This is a genomic window from Microvirga lupini (genome assembly GCF_014191055.1).
Classification (GTDB): Bacteria; Pseudomonadota; Alphaproteobacteria; order Rhizobiales; family Beijerinckiaceae; genus Microvirga; species Microvirga lupini_A.
This window is the reverse complement of record NZ_JACHWB010000008.1, coordinates 1-15,325: the sequence shown is the minus strand read 5'-3', so window position 1 is coordinate 15,325 and position 15,325 is coordinate 1. Positions and strand designations below refer to the sequence as shown.

Below are 15,325 nucleotides of genomic sequence, written 5' to 3'. Positions count from 1 at the left end.
GCCCCTTCTTGTTTTAGATCACGAAGAAGTCCGCGTCGGTCAGTTTGGCTTTGTTGGACAGCGTGGCGATCTCCACCGCCTTGCCTTTACCCGAGCCGTCGGCATCGTAGGACAGAACGCCCTTCTTGCTGTCGTAGACGAGATAGTCGTTCTTGTCCTTGGCCTTCGATCCGGTGACGAAGAAATCCTTATTCAGCTTGGCCGGAGAAGACAGGCTGCCCTTCTTCCCGAGCTTCGAGAACATGGCATTGTCGAGATAGATCGAATCGTCCTTCACGTTGAAATCCGTGATCTTGTCGACGTTGGTCTTGGATGCCTTCGTGTTGAACACGAATGCGTCCTTGCCCTTGCCGCCCGTCAACACATCCTTGCCGAGACCGCCGCCGATCTTGTCGCTGCCGGAACCGCCTTTGACGATGTCGGCACCCGTGCCGCCCGTCACATTCTCCTTGGCGACGTCGCGAACGCTGATCGTGAAGGTCTGCGTGGAGGCACCGCCACGGCCGTCGGAGACCTGAACGATCACGATGTGCGATTTGGCCTGCTCGTAGTCGAGATTGGCGCCTTCAGCGACGACCAGCTTGTTTCCGTCGATCTTGAAGCGGCCGCGCGCGTCGTCCACGAGGCTGTAGGTCAGCTTGTCGCCATCGACATCCTTCGCACCCAGCACACCGACGGGCTTGTTCCCGTTCGTGTTCTCCCAGACCCAGCCGCTGGTGAGGGTCAAGGAGGTCGGAGCGGTGTTGGACGGAGTGACAACCGGGCGGAAATCGTCAACGGAACGCTCGACGATTCCGTCAAAGATGGTCTCGATCCCGCTCAGCGCGTAAGTGGCGCCCGACGCCTTATGGGTGAAGACGAGCTGCCCGGCATCGTCGAAACGATACGTGTACTCGGAGAGCTCACCATTCAGGATCGCTTGGTCACGGCCGGCGCCACCGATCAGGACCTTGTTGCCGGTGTAGAACGCCGTTTGGCTCGTCTCGCCGATGTAGAAAAGGTCATCGCCGGCTCCGCCGTCGAGCGTGTCGTTGCCCTCGTCGCCCAGCAGGATGTCGTCGCCGTCGCCGCCTTTGATGAAATCGTCGCCAGCATTGCCGCCGAGAATGTTGTCGAGGGCATTACCCGTGATGGTATCGTTGCCGACACCGCCGTTCACATGCTCGATGCCCGAGATGACGAGAGCCGACCCGTCACTGTTCGTCCCTTTGAGGGCGGCGAGATCAATGTTCACACCAGCGGCGGCTGTGGGATTGCCGCTGAAGATGTTGTTCAGATTGAGGGTGTCCTCTCCATCGCCGCCATCGATGGTCGCGGCACCCGGCCCCACGAAGATGAGATCTATGCCACCGCCGGCCTCGACCGTGTCATTGCCGAGACCCGTGAGGATGACGTCCTGCCCGTTGCTGCCCAGGTAGCTGTCGTTCCCGGACATCAGGAAGCGCATGATGCTGTAGCCGTATTCGACACTCGATGGATCGGCGACCAGGAGCCCGCCGAGATCGGCTAGGTCAACGCTGATGCCCGTGATGGCGACGTCCTCGACGGTCGTCACTCCGTTCTCGTCGTTCTCCAGGTGCTCGATGTAGACCGCCGTCACTGTCCCGGAGATGAACGGGTTGAGCATGTCCATGTCGATGACCAGATCGGTTCCGACGAAGCGGATCGTATACCCGGATTCCAGGTCCACATGGACCGTCACCGTTTCCGTGTCGATCAACACGAGGGTCTCAGGGACGATGTTGTTGAAGTAGTACGGGTTGAATCCATTTGGTGTGGTGACGACGACGTTTGCCATGTGACTTACTGTTCTTGGTTGAGTTGAATGGGCACAGGGCCATTCCAGGCTTCACCGGAGAGGCCGGGAGCGGCAGAGGATGCTGAGTTCGAGGACGTCTTCAGGAGAGGCAGCGATCGTCGATTGCGATCACTGACGATGCGGCCATCGAGTCGGCCGAATGTTTTCGACCGGACGAGTTTCCTGCCCGATGCCACGCGTATCCATGCCCCTTTACCCCTGTCAGCAATGCCCAAATCTTAAGAGCTGACCGCAAGGGCCTACCACGGGTTGGGGCTCGTCCTTAATAAGGGAAACCCGCAATGCGGCTTGATCGCTCATCAATCCGCGCCGTAGTCGATGCTGTCCCTCCCGATGTCCGAATAAGGACTTGCGTCACTTTGGCCCGCCCCGACCGGCCTTGAAAATGCTACGCTTTCCTGAGCCGACTTCCGGGCTGTTAAGGCCCCATTAACCCATTCACCCGGAAACTGCTTCCATTGCCTCTCTTGACCAGCTTGCCACAGCCATGAGCGACCTTCTCGTCAATATCCGTCATGCGAAGCCCGACGATGCGGCTTCCCTGTCGAAGGTGTTCGACGCGGCCTGGCGGGAGGCGTATTCCGGCATCATCCCGGGTGTGACCCTGGAAAAAATGTTCTCCCGGCGCAGCGAGCGCTGGTGGCGCTCCACGGTGTCCCGGGGGCGGCCGCTCGTGGTGCTGGATCTCGGCCAGGGTGCCGTGGGCTATGCCTCCTACGGACGCTGCCGCGACCGGTCCCTGCCGGCGAACGGCGAGATCGACGAGCTCTACCTGCTGCCGGAATACCAGGGCATCGGCTTCGGGCGGCGCCTGTTCAAGGCGGTGCGCAACGACCTCCGGCACCAGGAACTCGACAGGATTGTCGTCTGGGCGCTCGAGGACAACACCCGCGCCTGTGCCTTCTATGAGGGCATGGGCGGGCAGTCGGTCGCCCGCGTCGAGGAGCGCATCGGCGGAACGCGGCTTGCCAAGGTGGCCTATCTCTTCCGCTGACGCCGGCTTGCCTCGGGCGGGGCCCCGTTCCTGCCAAAACCTCAAAAAATTCAACCTCCGGTCCTTGTTGCCGGGGCCTGCTCCGGCTAGTGAAGCGTCCAAGCTTCCGGAGTGGCCGTCCGACGATCGGGCTCAAGCCGCTCCCAAATCCAGCTTCTGCCGCATTTTCACCGGCGTCACGGTGTCCCCTTCACTCAGGGGCGCCCGGCCTGCGAGGATGCTCAAGCCTTGTTCCGGAGAACAGCTCTATGCGCCTTGACGCGATCAAGATTGGAAAGAACCCGCCGGACGACGTGAACGTCGTGATCGAAGTGCCGATCGGCGGCGAGCCCATCAAGTACGAGATGGACAAGGAATCCGGAGCCCTCGTGGTGGACCGCTTCCTCTATACCGCCATGCGGTATCCCGGAAACTACGGCTTCATCCCCCATACCCTGTCGGGTGACGGCGACCCTTGCGACGTGCTCATCGCCAACACCCGGGCGATCATCCCCGGCGCCGTCATGAATGTTCGCCCCGTGGGCGTTCTCGTGATGGAGGACGACGGCGGCCAGGACGAGAAGATCATCGCGGTGCCGTCGAGCAAGCTCACCCAGCGCTACGACCGGGTGGCGAACTACACGGATCTTCCCGAGATCACCATCAAGCAGATCGAGCACTTCTTCGAGCACTACAAGGATCTCGAACCCGGCAAGTGGGCCAAGATCATCCGCTGGGGCGACGCCGAAGAAGCCCGGCGCCTGATCGTCGAGGCAGTCGAACGGGCGAAGGCCGGGAAGTGATCCACTTTTGAGTGAAAGAGATCGGTTTTTCGTCGACCTCTCAGATCAAGCCCGGCTCAATGTCTGAGCCGGGTTTTCTTCTGCTTCAGCCCCACGACATCAGACGATGAAGAAGTCCTTGTGAGTGATACTCAGGTTCTTCGAGATGCTGGCGAACTGGATCGCCTTCGCGGAGCCGGATCCATCCGGGTCATAGAAGAGGGCGCCGCCCTTTTTGTGATAGAGAATCCGATCGTCTTTATCCTTGAAGGTATCACCGACCACGAAGGCCTTGCTCGACAAGGTCCCCTTGGAGAGCTTCGAGAACACTTTCTTCGCCAAATGGATCGTGTCGTCCTTCGGGACGAAGTCTTGGACATAGTCGCGGTTCGATTTTGCACTGAGCCTCTGATCGAACACGAAGACGTCCTTGCCGGAGCCGCCGGTCAGAATGTCGTTGCCTGTGCCTCCGCTGAGCGTGTCGTTGCCGATCTGGCCTGAGAGTTGATCGTTGCCGCCCAGGCCGAACAGCCGGTCGTTTCCTGATTCCCCCGTCAGATAATCCGCCCGCGCCGTGCCAGTGCGGATCGACGGGGTCGTCTCAACGACATTGCGGACATTGATGGTGAAGTTTTTGGCGAACTCGCCGCCATAGCCGTCATAGGCCGTGATGGTGATCGCGTGCTGAGTGGCTTTCTCATAATCGAGAGACCGGACCAGGACGAGTTCCTTGCCGGTGCTGTCCAGGCCGAACGGCCCATCCGGATTCGACGTGATGCGATAGGTCAGCTTGTCGCTGTCCGGATCGTTGCCGTAGATATCCGCCACCGAGGATCCCACCGCCGTGCTCTCGGACATGCTCGTGCTCGACAGGGAGACACTGGCCGGATTGCTGTTGACGAGAGCGATGGTCTGATCCGAAAATTGCACGAACCGCACATCCTTGAGCGTATCCTTACCGTCTCTTCCTGCTTGACCATCTTCGATGGTGACGGTGCCGTCCTGGTTGTGCGTGATCGTGTAGCTGGAGCGCACACCCGAAAAGACGGCTGTGTTCTGCCCGCTGCCGCCATCGAGAGCATCGTTGCCCTTGCCGCCTTCGAGCGTGTCGTTGCCGGCCTTGCCTTCCAGTTTGTTGTTTGAATCATTTCCGATGAAGTGGTCGGCACCGGTACCGCCGATCAGATTCGCGATCCCGATCAGGGTATCGGAGCCGTAGCCGCTGGTGCTTTGGGCAACCTGAATTCTGAGATCGACCTTGGCCGCGGCAGCGCCGCTATACCGGGCCGTGTTGTTTCCTGTCCCTCCATCGAGCGTGTCGCTGCCGAGCCCGCCCTCAAGAATGTCATCGCCCTCGCCGCCATAGAGAACGTTGTTGCCCGTGCTGCCGATGATGTCGTCGCCGTGAGCGCTTCCGGTCACGTTCTCGATGTTGATGAGAGTGTCGCTGCCTTGTCCGCTGCCAATCGATTGTGATGTCGTCCGGCTGAGATTGACGGTCACCTCGCCTGTGGCTTCGGAATAATCCACCATGTCATTTCCGGCGCCACCATCGATATAGTCAGTGCCCTCACCACCCGAGAACGTCTCGTCTCCCAGCCCGCCGAAAGCGGTATCGTTTCCGCTCCCGAGCTTGATCATGCCGCCGATGGCGCTTCCCCCAATGCCCTCGTAGAAATCGTTTCCACCCATGAGATCCAGGAGAACGGCGCCCGCTGCCCCGGAGGTCGTTTGCAGCGTGCCGGTGTTGGTGATGCGATCGCTGCCGCTGTTCCCCTGGATCGCCATGCCGACGGCCATGATCATTCCGGAATTGACGACGGAATTCGCTCCGCCGCCCGAGAACTTGATCGCGGTGCTGGTTTTCGATTCGATCTTGCCTTCGTTGTAGATCGCATTTGCAGTTCCGAGGAGTTCGATCCCGTAAAGCTGGCCGATGGCACTCCCGTCTTTGCCGATGAAGATTCTTTGCGTCGCGGTCGCCCGGATGGCTGATAGGGTGTCGCTGGTGACGGCAAGGTCGATGAATAGGTGACCCGCCACAGTCAACTCGAGCCTGGCATTTGTTCCGCTTGTGGGCGGAAGATGGTTGGCTGAGTCGTATATGATGTTAGGCATAGGTGATCCGGTTCTTTGAACGGCTTTCTCCTCAAATATATATTATTACGTAACTCTAGGAAATAGTCCGATGCGACCTTGAGGCCAAGAGAGCGAACGCAAAGGTTGCTAGAATTTTCAGCGCCGAATTCCTGTATTGTCACGCCGCCGGAACAGAGGCCGCATTCTCGACACTCCGGTATTCCGCCCAGGCCTGTCGCAGGATCTGCGCGGACGAGGAGAGGAACAGCCCCGCCATGAGGCTTGCCACGATCAGGTCCGGCCAGGCGCTTCCCGTCATCCAGACGGCGCCGGCCGCAAGGGTCACGACGATGTTGCCGATGGCGTCGTTGCGCGAGCAGAGCCAGACCGAGCGCACATTGGCGTCGCCGTCCTTGTAGCGCATCAGCAGGAGCACGCTGGCGACGTTCGCGGCCAGCGCGAGAATACCGATCACCCCCATGATCTCGGCCCGCGGCAGACCGAGGACCAGCACATGGTAGAGGGTCGAACCCAGCACCCAGGCGCCCATGAGCGACAGGCTCACGCCCTTGAACAGGGCCGCGGTGGCGCGGGTGCGTAGAGATGCACCGATCACCGCGAGGCTCAGGCCGTAGGTCACCGTATCGCCGAGAAAGTCGAGGGCATCGGCCTGCAGGGCCTGCGAGCGGGCTAGGTGCCCTGCCACGATTTCGATCACGAACATCGCGGCATTGATGAGGATCACCGTCCAGAGCACCCGCTTGTAGCGCGGATCGACCCCGTCGAAGACCGGCACGCCGCCATGGCAGCCGCAGGCCTCCTCGGCACGAGCATGCCCCTTCGCCAAATGGGCCTCATGCGCAGAGTGGTCGTGGGACGTACAGCATGCCCCGTGCTGGTGATCGCAGGCCTCACTCATCCGAATCTCCTTTTCGTCATCGGATGTGATCTCTACAATCTCTAGCGACTAGAGGTTCAAGAGGAAAAAATGACGGATCTATCGATTGGGGATTTGTCGCGCCGAGTCGCCGTGAAGGTGCCGACCATCCGCTATTACGAGCAGATCGGGCTTCTGCATGCCCCGCCGCGTACGGAAGGGCGCCAGCGCCGCTACGGCCCGGATGACGTGTCCCGCCTCAGCTTCATCCGTCATGCACGGGATCTCGGTTTCGACGTGGAGGCGATCCGTGAGCTCCTGAGTCTGAGCACGCAGCCCGACGAGTCCTGCCATCCGGCGGACCAGATCGTGCTGCGGCATTTGGAGAGCGTCGAGCGCCGCATCGCGCAGCTGACGCTCCTGCGTTCCGAGCTGCGGCACATGCTGGAGGAGTGCCGGCACGGGCCCATGCGGGAATGCCGGATCATCCAGGTGCTGGCCGATCACGATCAGTGCCGGCATGAGCATGGCAAGGTGAGTTAGAGAACCTCGCCCCTGAGCAGCCGCGGGGCTTCCTGCCGGGTCAGTCCCGCCGCCTCGCGGATGAAGAAGCGCTTCAGGCCCGGCATGCGGTCCACGAGGCCGAGGCCGAGGTCGCGCACGAGGCGCACGGGCAGCACGTCGTTGGAAAAGAGCCGGTTGAGCCCGTCCGTCACCACCCCCATGGCGGTGATGTCGGTGCGCCGCGCACGCTCATAGCCGTCGAGCACGTCGGCCGCGCCCGGGTCCAGGCCGAGCCGCATGGCATCGGTGATGATCTCGGCGAGCGCCGCCGCGTCGTGCAGGCCGAGATTGAGCCCCTGGCCGGCAATCGGGTGGATCACATGGGCGGCGTCGCCGAGCAGCGCGAGGCGCTCGGCCACGAAAGAGCGCGCCACGCCGAAGGAGAGCGGAAAGGCCTGCGGCTTCGTCTCGAAGGCGAGCTTGCCGAGCTGCAGCCCGAAGCGCCGCTCCAGTTCGACGAGGAGATCTTCCGGGTGCGATTCCAGCAGGGCCGGCACGTTCTCGGCCCGCTCGGTCCAGACGATGGAGGAGCGATGTTTCAGGCTGCCGTCGGCCTGCGCCTCGGGCTTCAGCGGCAGGATCGCGAAGGGACCGGAGGGCAGGAAATGCTCGACCGCCCTGCCCTCGTGATCGCGCTCGTGCGCGATGGTGGCGACGATGCCGGATTGTTTGTACGGCCAGGAGATCCAGCCGATTCCCGCCTGCTCGCGCAGACGCGAGCGCCCGCCATCGGCCGCCACCAGCAGGGCGGCGGGCAGCACCTCGCCGCCGGTGAGTGTCACGTCCGTGCGGCTGCCCTGAACGGCAAAGCCCTTCACGCCCTCGGGCCGCAAATCCACGTCGGCTGCACGGCAGGCTTCGAGCAGAACGGCCGTCAGGTCGCCGGCCGTCACCATGTGAGCGAAGGGCTCGTTGCCGTCGACCTCGCCCGCGAAGGTCAGGAAGGTTGGCCGCACCGGATCCTGCAGGCGGCTGTCGGTGATCACCATGTCGAGGATGGGCTGCGCCCGCTCCGCCACCTGATCCCATATGCTCAGGGCTGTGAGCATCCGGCGCGCGGCCGCGGCAATCGCATAGGAGCGCTTGTCGCCGTGCGGATCGCGCTTCAGCGCCGGGTCGCACATGGTAACGTCGAGCCCGCCACCGAGCGCTGTCTTGAGCGCCAGCGCCAGGGACAATCCGGCGAGCCCGCCGCCGGCGATGACGATGCGCGGTCGCTCCACACCTGTTGCTGCGCTCATCAAGCCTCTCCCGTGCATTCGTCGAAGAAACGTTCCGACTTGGACGTTATAGGTGGGTGTCAGCCAATCATTGACCAGCGTCAAGCTTGACGTGACGAAGCCGCTCCCCGATGGATGACCTTTCGCGATCACAGGATTTTTGAGGCTCATGTCCCGCGCCGTCACCGACCTGCTCTCCATCCTCGACCTCGAACAGCTCGAGGTGAACCTGTTTCGCGGCCAGAGCCCCAAAAGCGGCTGGCAGCGGGTCTTCGGCGGTCAGGTCATCGGACAGGCGCTGGTGGCCGCTACCCGCACGGTGGAGGGGCGCCACCCCCATTCGCTCCACTGCTACTTCATGCTGCCGGGCGATCCCAAGGTTCCGATCATCTACGAGGTCGACCGCATCCGCGACGGCAAAAGCTTCACCACCCGCCGGGTGCTGGCGATCCAGCACGGTCAGGCGATCTTCTCCATGTCGTCGTCCTTCCATCTGGAGGAGGATGGCTTCGCCCATCAGGCCGAGATGCCGAAGGTGCCGGGGCCGGACGAACTCCCCAGCGAGGAGGAGGTGAAGGGCGGACTGATCCTCAAGATGCCGGAGCCCATGCGCACCTATTACGAGCGCGAGCGTCCGCTGGAGATCCGCCCCGTGGAGCTCAACCGCTACATGTCCCGCGATCCGGGCGAACCGCGCTTCCACGTCTGGATCAAGACCACCGGCCGCCTGCCGGACGATCCGGCGATCCATCAGAGCGTGCTGGCCTACGCGTCCGACATGACGCTCCTTGACACCTCCCTGATCCCCCATGGGCGGACGGTGTTCGAGCCCGAGATCCAGCCGGCGAGCCTCGACCACGCCATGTGGTTCCACCGGCCGTTCCGGGCCGACGAATGGCTGCTCTACGCGCAGGACACGCCCAATGCCGGCGGCGCCCGCGGCCTGTCGCGCGGCCTCATCTTCCGTCAGGACGGCACCCTGATCGCCTCGGTCGCCCAGGAAGGCCTCATCCGCGAGCGGCGGCGCTGACGACGTCTGCCCAAAAATTCATCACTAGAGCCATTTTCCAGCCAATTCTCCGGTGCCTCGAAAAGAGGCAGCGGCGTCTCGCCATGTCCTGCAAGGCTTGGCACGCTTCTTGCGTAATGCCCCCCGACACCCGTCCCTGAGGTCGGGTTCGCACTGGAAACCGCTGCCCGGGCTTTCGGGCAGACGTTCAAAGGGGGCCTAACCCATGAAAATTGTGATGGCGGTCATCAAGCCGTTCAAGCTCGAGGAAGTGCGCGACGCGCTCACCACCCTGGGCGTGCACGGCCTCACCGTGACCGAGGTGAAGGGATACGGGCGGCAGAAGGGCCATACCGAGATCTATCGCGGGGCCGAATATGCCGTGAGCTTCCTGCCGAAGCTGAAGATCGAGGTCGCCGTGCCGAGCGAGCTGGTCAACCCGGTGATCGACGCGATCACGGCGGCCGCACGCACGGGCCAGATCGGCGATGGCAAGATCTTCGTCACCTCGCTCGAAAAGGCGGTCCGCATCCGCACCGGCGAGACCGATGGCGACGCCCTTTAATCCTCTTTTTGCTGAATTTTCCGAGGTTCGATCCGATGACCTTCCGTCCCCTCCTCCTGCCCGCGCTCGGTGCGCTGGGTTTAAGTCTCCTGGCCCTCAACCCGGCCTTGGCACAGGACGCTGCCGCGGCCGCTCCCACGGTCAACAAGGGCGACACCGCCTGGATGCTCGTCTCGACCATTCTGGTGATCCTCATGACGATCCCAGGCCTGGCCCTGTTCTATGGCGGCCTCGTGCGCACCAAGAACATGCTCTCCGTGCTCATGCAGATCTTCGCGGTGTTCTCCCTCGTGGGAATCCTGTGGGTCACTTATGGCTACTCCCTGGCCTTCACGTCCGGCGGTGAAGGCGTGCTCGGCTCGATCATCGGCGGCTTCTCGAAGGCGTTCCTCACCGGCGTGACCACGGATTCCACCGCCGATACCTTCACCAAGGGCGTGGCGATTCCGGAATTCACCTTCATCGCCTTCCAGCTCACCTTCGCTGCCATCACGCCGGCGCTGATCGTCGGCGCCTTCGCCGAGCGCATCAAGTTCTCGGCCGTGATGCTGTTCACCGGCCTGTGGCTGACCTTCGTGTACCTGCCCATCGCCCACATGGTGTGGTTCTCGGAAGGCTATCTCTTCGGTCTCGGGGCTCTCGACTTCGCGGGCGGCACGGTGGTTCACATCAACTCGGGCGTGGCCGGCCTCGTCGGCGCCCTGCTCATCGGCAAGCGCATCGGCTATGGCCGCGACCTGCTCGCCCCGCACTCGCTGACGCTCACCTTCGTTGGCGCCTGCCTGCTGTGGGTCGGCTGGTTCGGCTTCAACGCGGGCTCCAATCTTGAGGCCACGGGCGGCGCTGCTCTTGCGCTCCTCAACACCATCGTGGCGCCGGCCGCCGCCGGCCTCGCCTGGATGACCGTGGAGGCGCTCGCCAAGGGCAAGGCCTCGCTGCTCGGCATCGCGTCTGGCGCGGTCGCAGGGCTTGTTGCCATCACGCCGGCTGCGGGCCTTGCCGGCCCGATGGGCTCCATCGTGCTCGGCCTCGTTGCCGGCGCGGTCTGCTACTTCGCGGTGACGGGCGTGAAGAATGCGCTCGGCTATGACGATGCGCTCGACGTGTTCGGCATCCACGGCGTCGGCGGCATCATCGGGGCCATCGGTACCGGCATCGTGGCCGCTCCGTCGCTCGGCGGTTACGGCGTCGGCGAGTACGCGATCGGCGGCCAGGTGGTGACGCAGATCATCGCCGTTGTGGTGACCCTGGTCTGGACGGGCATCGGATCGGTGGTGCTCTTCAAGATCACCGACGTCATCGTGGGCCTGCGCGTCACGCCGGACGAGGAGCGCGAAGGCCTCGATCTCGCCGACCATGGCGAGCGCGCCTACAACTACTGAAGAACGGCCTTCCAGAGGCACAAAACGGAAAAGCCCCGGTCATACGGCCGGGGCTTTTCTCATTCAGTGTCATTCCCGGCCGGAGCGTCAGCGGAGGGGAAGGGGATCCACCTGCACATTCTGCGCTATGGATCCCCTTCCCGCACTTCGTGCGCCGGGGATGACACCCTGTCCGTCATGGCCGCACTTGTTGCGGCCATCCACGTCTTTGCACGGGGTTAAGACGTGGATCCCCGGGACAAGCCCGGGGATGACGAGAGGGTGTTAATGAGACGACGTCACCCGTTCTTGATCAACTGCCGCAGCTTCGAGCGCCGCGTCTCTTCCGGCTCCTGGAAGTTGGACGTGCCGTAGAACTCGCCCTTGCTGTCCATCAGGAACAGCGTCGCCGAATGGTCCATGGTATAGCCGCCGTCGGTCGGCACCTTGCGGTAATAGATCTTGTAGGTGCGCGCCGCCGCGGCGATCTCCTCCTCCGTGCCGGTGAGGCCGACGATGCGCGGATCGAAGGACGACAGATAGGTCTTCATCAGCTCCGGCGTGTCACGCTCGGGATCGACCGTGATGAAGGCGGCCTGCAGGTTTTCGCCGTCCTTGCCGAGCGCCGCCATGTCCTGGGTCAGGTCGTAGAGCGTCGTCGGGCAGACCTCAGGGCAATGGGTGAAGCCGAAGAACACCACGAAGGGTTTTCCTTTCAGGTCTGCTTCCGTGAACGGCTTGCCCTCATGGCTCGTGAGCTTGAACGGCCCGCCGATCGGCACCTTGCCGGCGCTCTGCTGCGGCCCCGATGGGAAGAGAAGCAGGCCCGCCGTGACGACGAGCACCAGTAGCCCCGTCGTGAAGACGAGGAGCGGGATGAGAAGACGTCTCGGATTCATCGCTCCCTCCTCAGTGCTTGTGCTCGGCGGGAGCAGCCCCGCCCATGCCGCGCACATTGTATTCCACCTCGATGGGACCTGCCTTCTCGAAGGTGAGCGTTCCCTTGAGAACCTGACCCTCCTTCAGCGGCTCCTTCAGGTCCATGAACATGAGATGGAGCCCACCCGGCTTCAGTTCGACCGTGGCGCCGGGCTTGATCTCGAGCCCGCCCTCCACCGGCTTCATGCGCATGACGTCGCCTTCGAGCTTCATCTCATGCACCTCGACCTTCGAGGCCAGGGCAAACGAACCGCCGATCAGACGGTCGGGCGCCGTGCCCGTGTTGGTGATGCGAAGATACCCACCGCCCACCTTGGCGCCGCCCGGAGTGGCCCGCGACCAGGGCTGCTCGAGGGTCAGCGACCCAACCTTGACCGGGGTCGGTGCAGCACCTGTGGCCGCGATGATCCTCACGCCGGGTGCGGGCGATGTGAGGCTGTGCGGATCCTGGCCCTCGGCGGGTACCTGGGTCCATTCCTCGGTTGTGCCGTCGCATTCCTGCACGACGGGGAAGAACACCGTGGCGCCCGGCTGGTAGGCATCGGTGAAGCGGGCCTGGAACACGAACTCGTCGTAATGGGCGTCATCGAGGGAGCCGGTCCAGACGATGTCGGTGACGCCCTCGGACACCGCTTCGCCGTGGACCTGATAGGCGCGTACATAGGCGCCCTTGGCGGTTTCGAGCTTCCAGCCGGCCTTCGGCATGGGTTTGACGGCGACGATCCCTTCCGGGATCCGCACGCGCAGCTTCAGGGTCGGCTTGCCGCCGCATCCGTGCGGGATGCGCAAGGTCGCCTTGTAGGTGGAGTTGGGCGTCGCCTGGCCGTTCTCGAACGAGACATGGGCGAGAGCGGGAAAGGAAACGGCGATGAGCGCGCCAGCAAGCGCGCCGAGGCGAAACGAAGTCATGGATAGAAGTCCTTGCAGAATGGGAGATCGAAGGCGGCGGTCAGCCGAGGCGCGGCGGCGCGCGTGATCCCAGGGGCAGGACGTTGGAGGTGAGGCGAAGCTGCGGCGGATCCGCCCGGCGGTCGCTTGCGACGGCGAGGGGTGCGAGCCGGTCGAGGAGAACCGCCAGCGGAACCGGACCTGCCGGCCCGGAGCCGTGGCAGCTTAACGTGCAGCAGAGATTTTGATGGGCCTTGCCAGGGGAGTGGTCAGGCGCCGAGGAGCCGTCCTGGAGACAGATGATTCCGAGCGGGTCGCCCGCTGCTGCCGCATGAACGGCGCCGCTCGCGGAGATGAGCAGGGCCTGCAGGACGAAGGCATAGGCCATCACCGCCGCGATGACGGCGCGCATCCAGCCCTGTGCCGAAATCCTGCGTCTCATGGCCGGGACACTGGTCCTTTGCTCGGCGCGCGTCAACCGCGCAAAAGGCCACTGACGCTGCGGGACTGCCGGGGTCACTTTTCCCCACCCGATGCACTTACGGTTAAAGGACCCTTAACCCGCCCGCGCTAGCATCCAGGCAATACTGTCTCGTCCTGTTGGTTTTTTAGAGTGGTTTGATGCGCGCGGCCCGCCGTTCTTCTTCCGCCTATGATGGCCTCTTCAGCTCGTTGAGAGCCTTCCTGGCCCGCCGGGCCCAGGAGCTGACGGGCCTGTGCCTGATCGCCTTCGCGGGCGCGGTCGCCGTGGCGCTCGCCACCTGGTCGGTGGACGATCCGAGCCTGAACAACGCCACCGATCTGCCCGTGCGCAACCTCATCGGCTGGCCCGGCGCCATCGTGGCCGATCTGTTCATGCAGCTTTTGGGATTGGGCGCCATCGCGGCGGTGCTCCCCCTGGCGCTGTGGGGCTGGCGGCTCATGAAATCGGGCGAGCTCGGCCGCCTGCAGCTGCGCCTCGCTCTCTGGGTCATTGGCGCGGGTGCCGCCACGGCGCTGGCGAGCGCCCTGCCCCCGACCCAGAGCTGGCCCCTGCCTACGGGTCTCGGTGGCGTGGTCGGCGATGCGATCCTGGCCGGCGCCAAGGCCATCACCGGGCTGTCCAACGGCCCGGCCAGCGCGGTGCTGGGCTTCCTGTTTGCGGGCGTCGCCATCCTGACCCTTTCGGCCGCCTGCGGCCTGGGATCTGCGGACGAGAAGCACCGCGAGGAGCCGGAGGAGATCGAGGATCCCGTGCCGGTGCGCCGCCGCAAGATCCAGGACTGGGACGAAGCGGAGGAGATCGGCCACGACGAGCCGGGCTGGGGCATCGTGTCCCTCGGGGCCCTGGCCCACGGAGCCATGAGCCTGCGCGCTGCCGCCCGTCGTTGGCGGGAAGGCCGCCATGCCGCCCCCGACGAGGAGTATGAGGATACGCCAGCACCCGTGAAGCGCTCCGCCCGTCAGCCCGGGATTCGCCGCGAGCCCGTCCTCGACGGCGCTCCGCCACGCCCGCGGCCGGCCCCCGCGGCCGTTCCGATGCACGATGACGACGAGGCTCCCTGGGACGAGGACGATGTTCCGCCGGCCCGTCCGGCCGCCCGGCCCGAGCCGGCCCCGACCCGGGTCGCGCCGGCGCATACGGCGCCGAAGCCCGGCAAGCGCATGGCCCGTGAGGCCCAGCCCTCGCTGCTGGATGAGGAGAACTACCAGCTCCCGCAGCTCGGCCTGCTCGCCGAGCCCAAGCGTCCGGCCGGTCCGACGATCTCGGCCGAGGCCCTGGAGCAGAACGCTGCCCTGCTCGAAGGCACGCTCGAGGATTTCGGCGTTCGCGGCGCCATCACCAAGGTCAATCCCGGCCCTGTCGTAACCCTCTATGAGCTTGAGCCTGCGCCTGGGACGAAGTCGTCGCGGGTGATCTCTTTGGCGGACGACATCGCCCGCTCGATGAGCGCGGTCTCGGCCCGCGTGGCGGTGGTGCAGGGCCGCAACGCCATCGGCATCGAGCTGCCCAACCACAAGCGCGAGACCGTGTACCTGCGCGAGCTCCTCGCCTCCCAGGACTTCGAGACCTCGAAGCAGAAGCTCGCGCTCTGCCTCGGCAAGACCATCGGGGGCGAGCCGGTGATCGCCGACCTCGCCCGCATGCCGCACCTGCTGGTGGCCGGCACCACAGGCTCAGGCAAGTCGGTGGCGATCAACACCATGATCCTGTCGCTGGTCTACCGCCTCACCCCGGCCGAGTGCCGGCTGATCATGGTCGACCCCAA

At 64.1% G+C, this 15,325-nt stretch carries 14 protein-coding genes; 7 read left to right on the top strand and 7 right to left on the bottom strand.

Going from position 1 to position 15,325, the window contains the following annotated elements; all coding sequences use genetic code 11:
- Positions 1 to 13: 13 nt before the first annotated feature.
- Positions 14 to 1,798, bottom strand: a complete 1,785-nt coding sequence (locus FHR70_RS20745; protein ID WP_183453802.1) for a cadherin domain-containing protein — start codon at positions 1,796 to 1,798, stop codon at positions 14 to 16.
- Positions 1,799 to 2,306: 508 nt separating this feature from the next.
- Between FHR70_RS20745 and FHR70_RS20740 the strand changes: the two genes are divergently transcribed.
- Together FHR70_RS20740 and ppa are read left to right on the top strand one after the other, a co-directional pair.
- Positions 2,307 to 2,813: a GNAT family N-acetyltransferase gene (locus FHR70_RS20740; RefSeq protein ID WP_183453800.1), complete on the top strand. Its 507-nt coding sequence runs from the start codon at positions 2,307 to 2,309 to the stop codon at positions 2,811 to 2,813.
- A gap of 248 nt (positions 2,814 to 3,061) precedes the next feature.
- Positions 3,062 to 3,595 (top strand): inorganic diphosphatase, encoded by a 534-nt coding sequence (ppa, locus tag FHR70_RS20735; protein ID WP_183453798.1) that lies wholly within the window; start codon positions 3,062 to 3,064, stop codon positions 3,593 to 3,595.
- A gap of 99 nt (positions 3,596 to 3,694) precedes the next feature.
- Here ppa and FHR70_RS24420 read toward each other — a convergent pair whose 3' ends face one another.
- Both FHR70_RS24420 and FHR70_RS20710 read right to left on the bottom strand, forming a co-directional pair.
- Positions 3,695 to 5,617: a cadherin domain-containing protein gene (locus tag FHR70_RS24420; RefSeq protein ID WP_343058858.1), complete on the bottom strand. Its 1,923-nt coding sequence runs from the start codon at positions 5,615 to 5,617 to the stop codon at positions 3,695 to 3,697.
- Between the two features lie 214 nt (positions 5,618 to 5,831).
- Positions 5,832 to 6,572, bottom strand: coding sequence for a cation efflux transmembrane domain-containing protein (locus FHR70_RS20710; RefSeq protein WP_183453796.1), 741 nt, complete (start codon positions 6,570 to 6,572; stop codon positions 5,832 to 5,834).
- Positions 6,573 to 6,641: 69 nt separating this feature from the next.
- Here FHR70_RS20710 and FHR70_RS20705 point away from each other — a divergent pair, with 69 nt between their 5' ends.
- Complete coding sequence (locus FHR70_RS20705; protein WP_183453794.1) at positions 6,642 to 7,073, top strand: MerR family transcriptional regulator; 432 nt, start codon at positions 6,642 to 6,644, stop codon at positions 7,071 to 7,073.
- Here FHR70_RS20705 and FHR70_RS20700 read toward each other — a convergent pair.
- Positions 7,070 to 8,335: a ubiquinone biosynthesis hydroxylase gene (locus tag FHR70_RS20700; protein ID WP_183453792.1), complete on the bottom strand. Its 1,266-nt coding sequence runs from the start codon at positions 8,333 to 8,335 to the stop codon at positions 7,070 to 7,072. The two genes, FHR70_RS20705 and FHR70_RS20700, sit on opposite strands and share 4 nt — an antisense overlap.
- A 148-nt stretch (positions 8,336 to 8,483) precedes the next feature.
- Here FHR70_RS20700 and tesB point away from each other — a divergent pair, with 148 nt between their 5' ends.
- The 3 genes from tesB to FHR70_RS20685 all read left to right on the top strand — a co-directional run bounded on the left by tesB (position 8,484) and on the right by FHR70_RS20685 (position 11,270).
- Entirely contained in the window at positions 8,484 to 9,344 is an 861-nt protein-coding gene (tesB, locus tag FHR70_RS20695; protein WP_183453790.1) for an acyl-CoA thioesterase II, read from the top strand.
- Positions 9,345 to 9,549: 205 nt separating this feature from the next.
- Positions 9,550 to 9,888 carry a P-II family nitrogen regulator gene (locus FHR70_RS20690; RefSeq protein ID WP_183453789.1) on the top strand — a complete coding sequence of 113 codons (339 nt, stop codon included), beginning with the start codon at positions 9,550 to 9,552 and terminating at the stop codon, positions 9,886 to 9,888.
- A 35-nt stretch (positions 9,889 to 9,923) separates the two neighbouring features.
- Entirely contained in the window at positions 9,924 to 11,270 is a 1,347-nt protein-coding gene (locus tag FHR70_RS20685) for an ammonium transporter (protein WP_183453787.1), read from the top strand.
- Between the two features lie 278 nt (positions 11,271 to 11,548).
- Here the strand turns inward: FHR70_RS20685 and FHR70_RS20680 are convergent, their stop codons facing one another.
- From FHR70_RS20680 to FHR70_RS20670, 3 genes are read right to left on the bottom strand one after another with little or no spacing between them, the layout of a single operon-like run.
- A complete protein-coding gene (locus FHR70_RS20680) occupies positions 11,549 to 12,148 on the bottom strand; it encodes an SCO family protein (RefSeq protein WP_183453785.1) in 600 nt (199 codons plus the stop codon).
- Positions 12,149 to 12,158: 10 nt separating this feature from the next.
- Entirely contained in the window at positions 12,159 to 13,097 is a 939-nt protein-coding gene (locus FHR70_RS20675) for a DUF1775 domain-containing protein (protein ID WP_183453783.1), read from the bottom strand.
- A 40-nt stretch (positions 13,098 to 13,137) separates the two neighbouring features.
- Positions 13,138 to 13,518: a DUF2946 family protein gene (locus tag FHR70_RS20670; protein ID WP_183453781.1), complete on the bottom strand. Its 381-nt coding sequence runs from the start codon at positions 13,516 to 13,518 to the stop codon at positions 13,138 to 13,140.
- Between the two features lie 179 nt (positions 13,519 to 13,697).
- On the opposite strand from FHR70_RS20670, the gene FHR70_RS20665 reads away from it, so the two are divergent.
- Positions 13,698 to 15,325, top strand: a 1,628-nt coding sequence (locus FHR70_RS20665) for a DNA translocase FtsK (RefSeq protein WP_183453779.1), incomplete at its 3' end; no start/stop codon positions are given.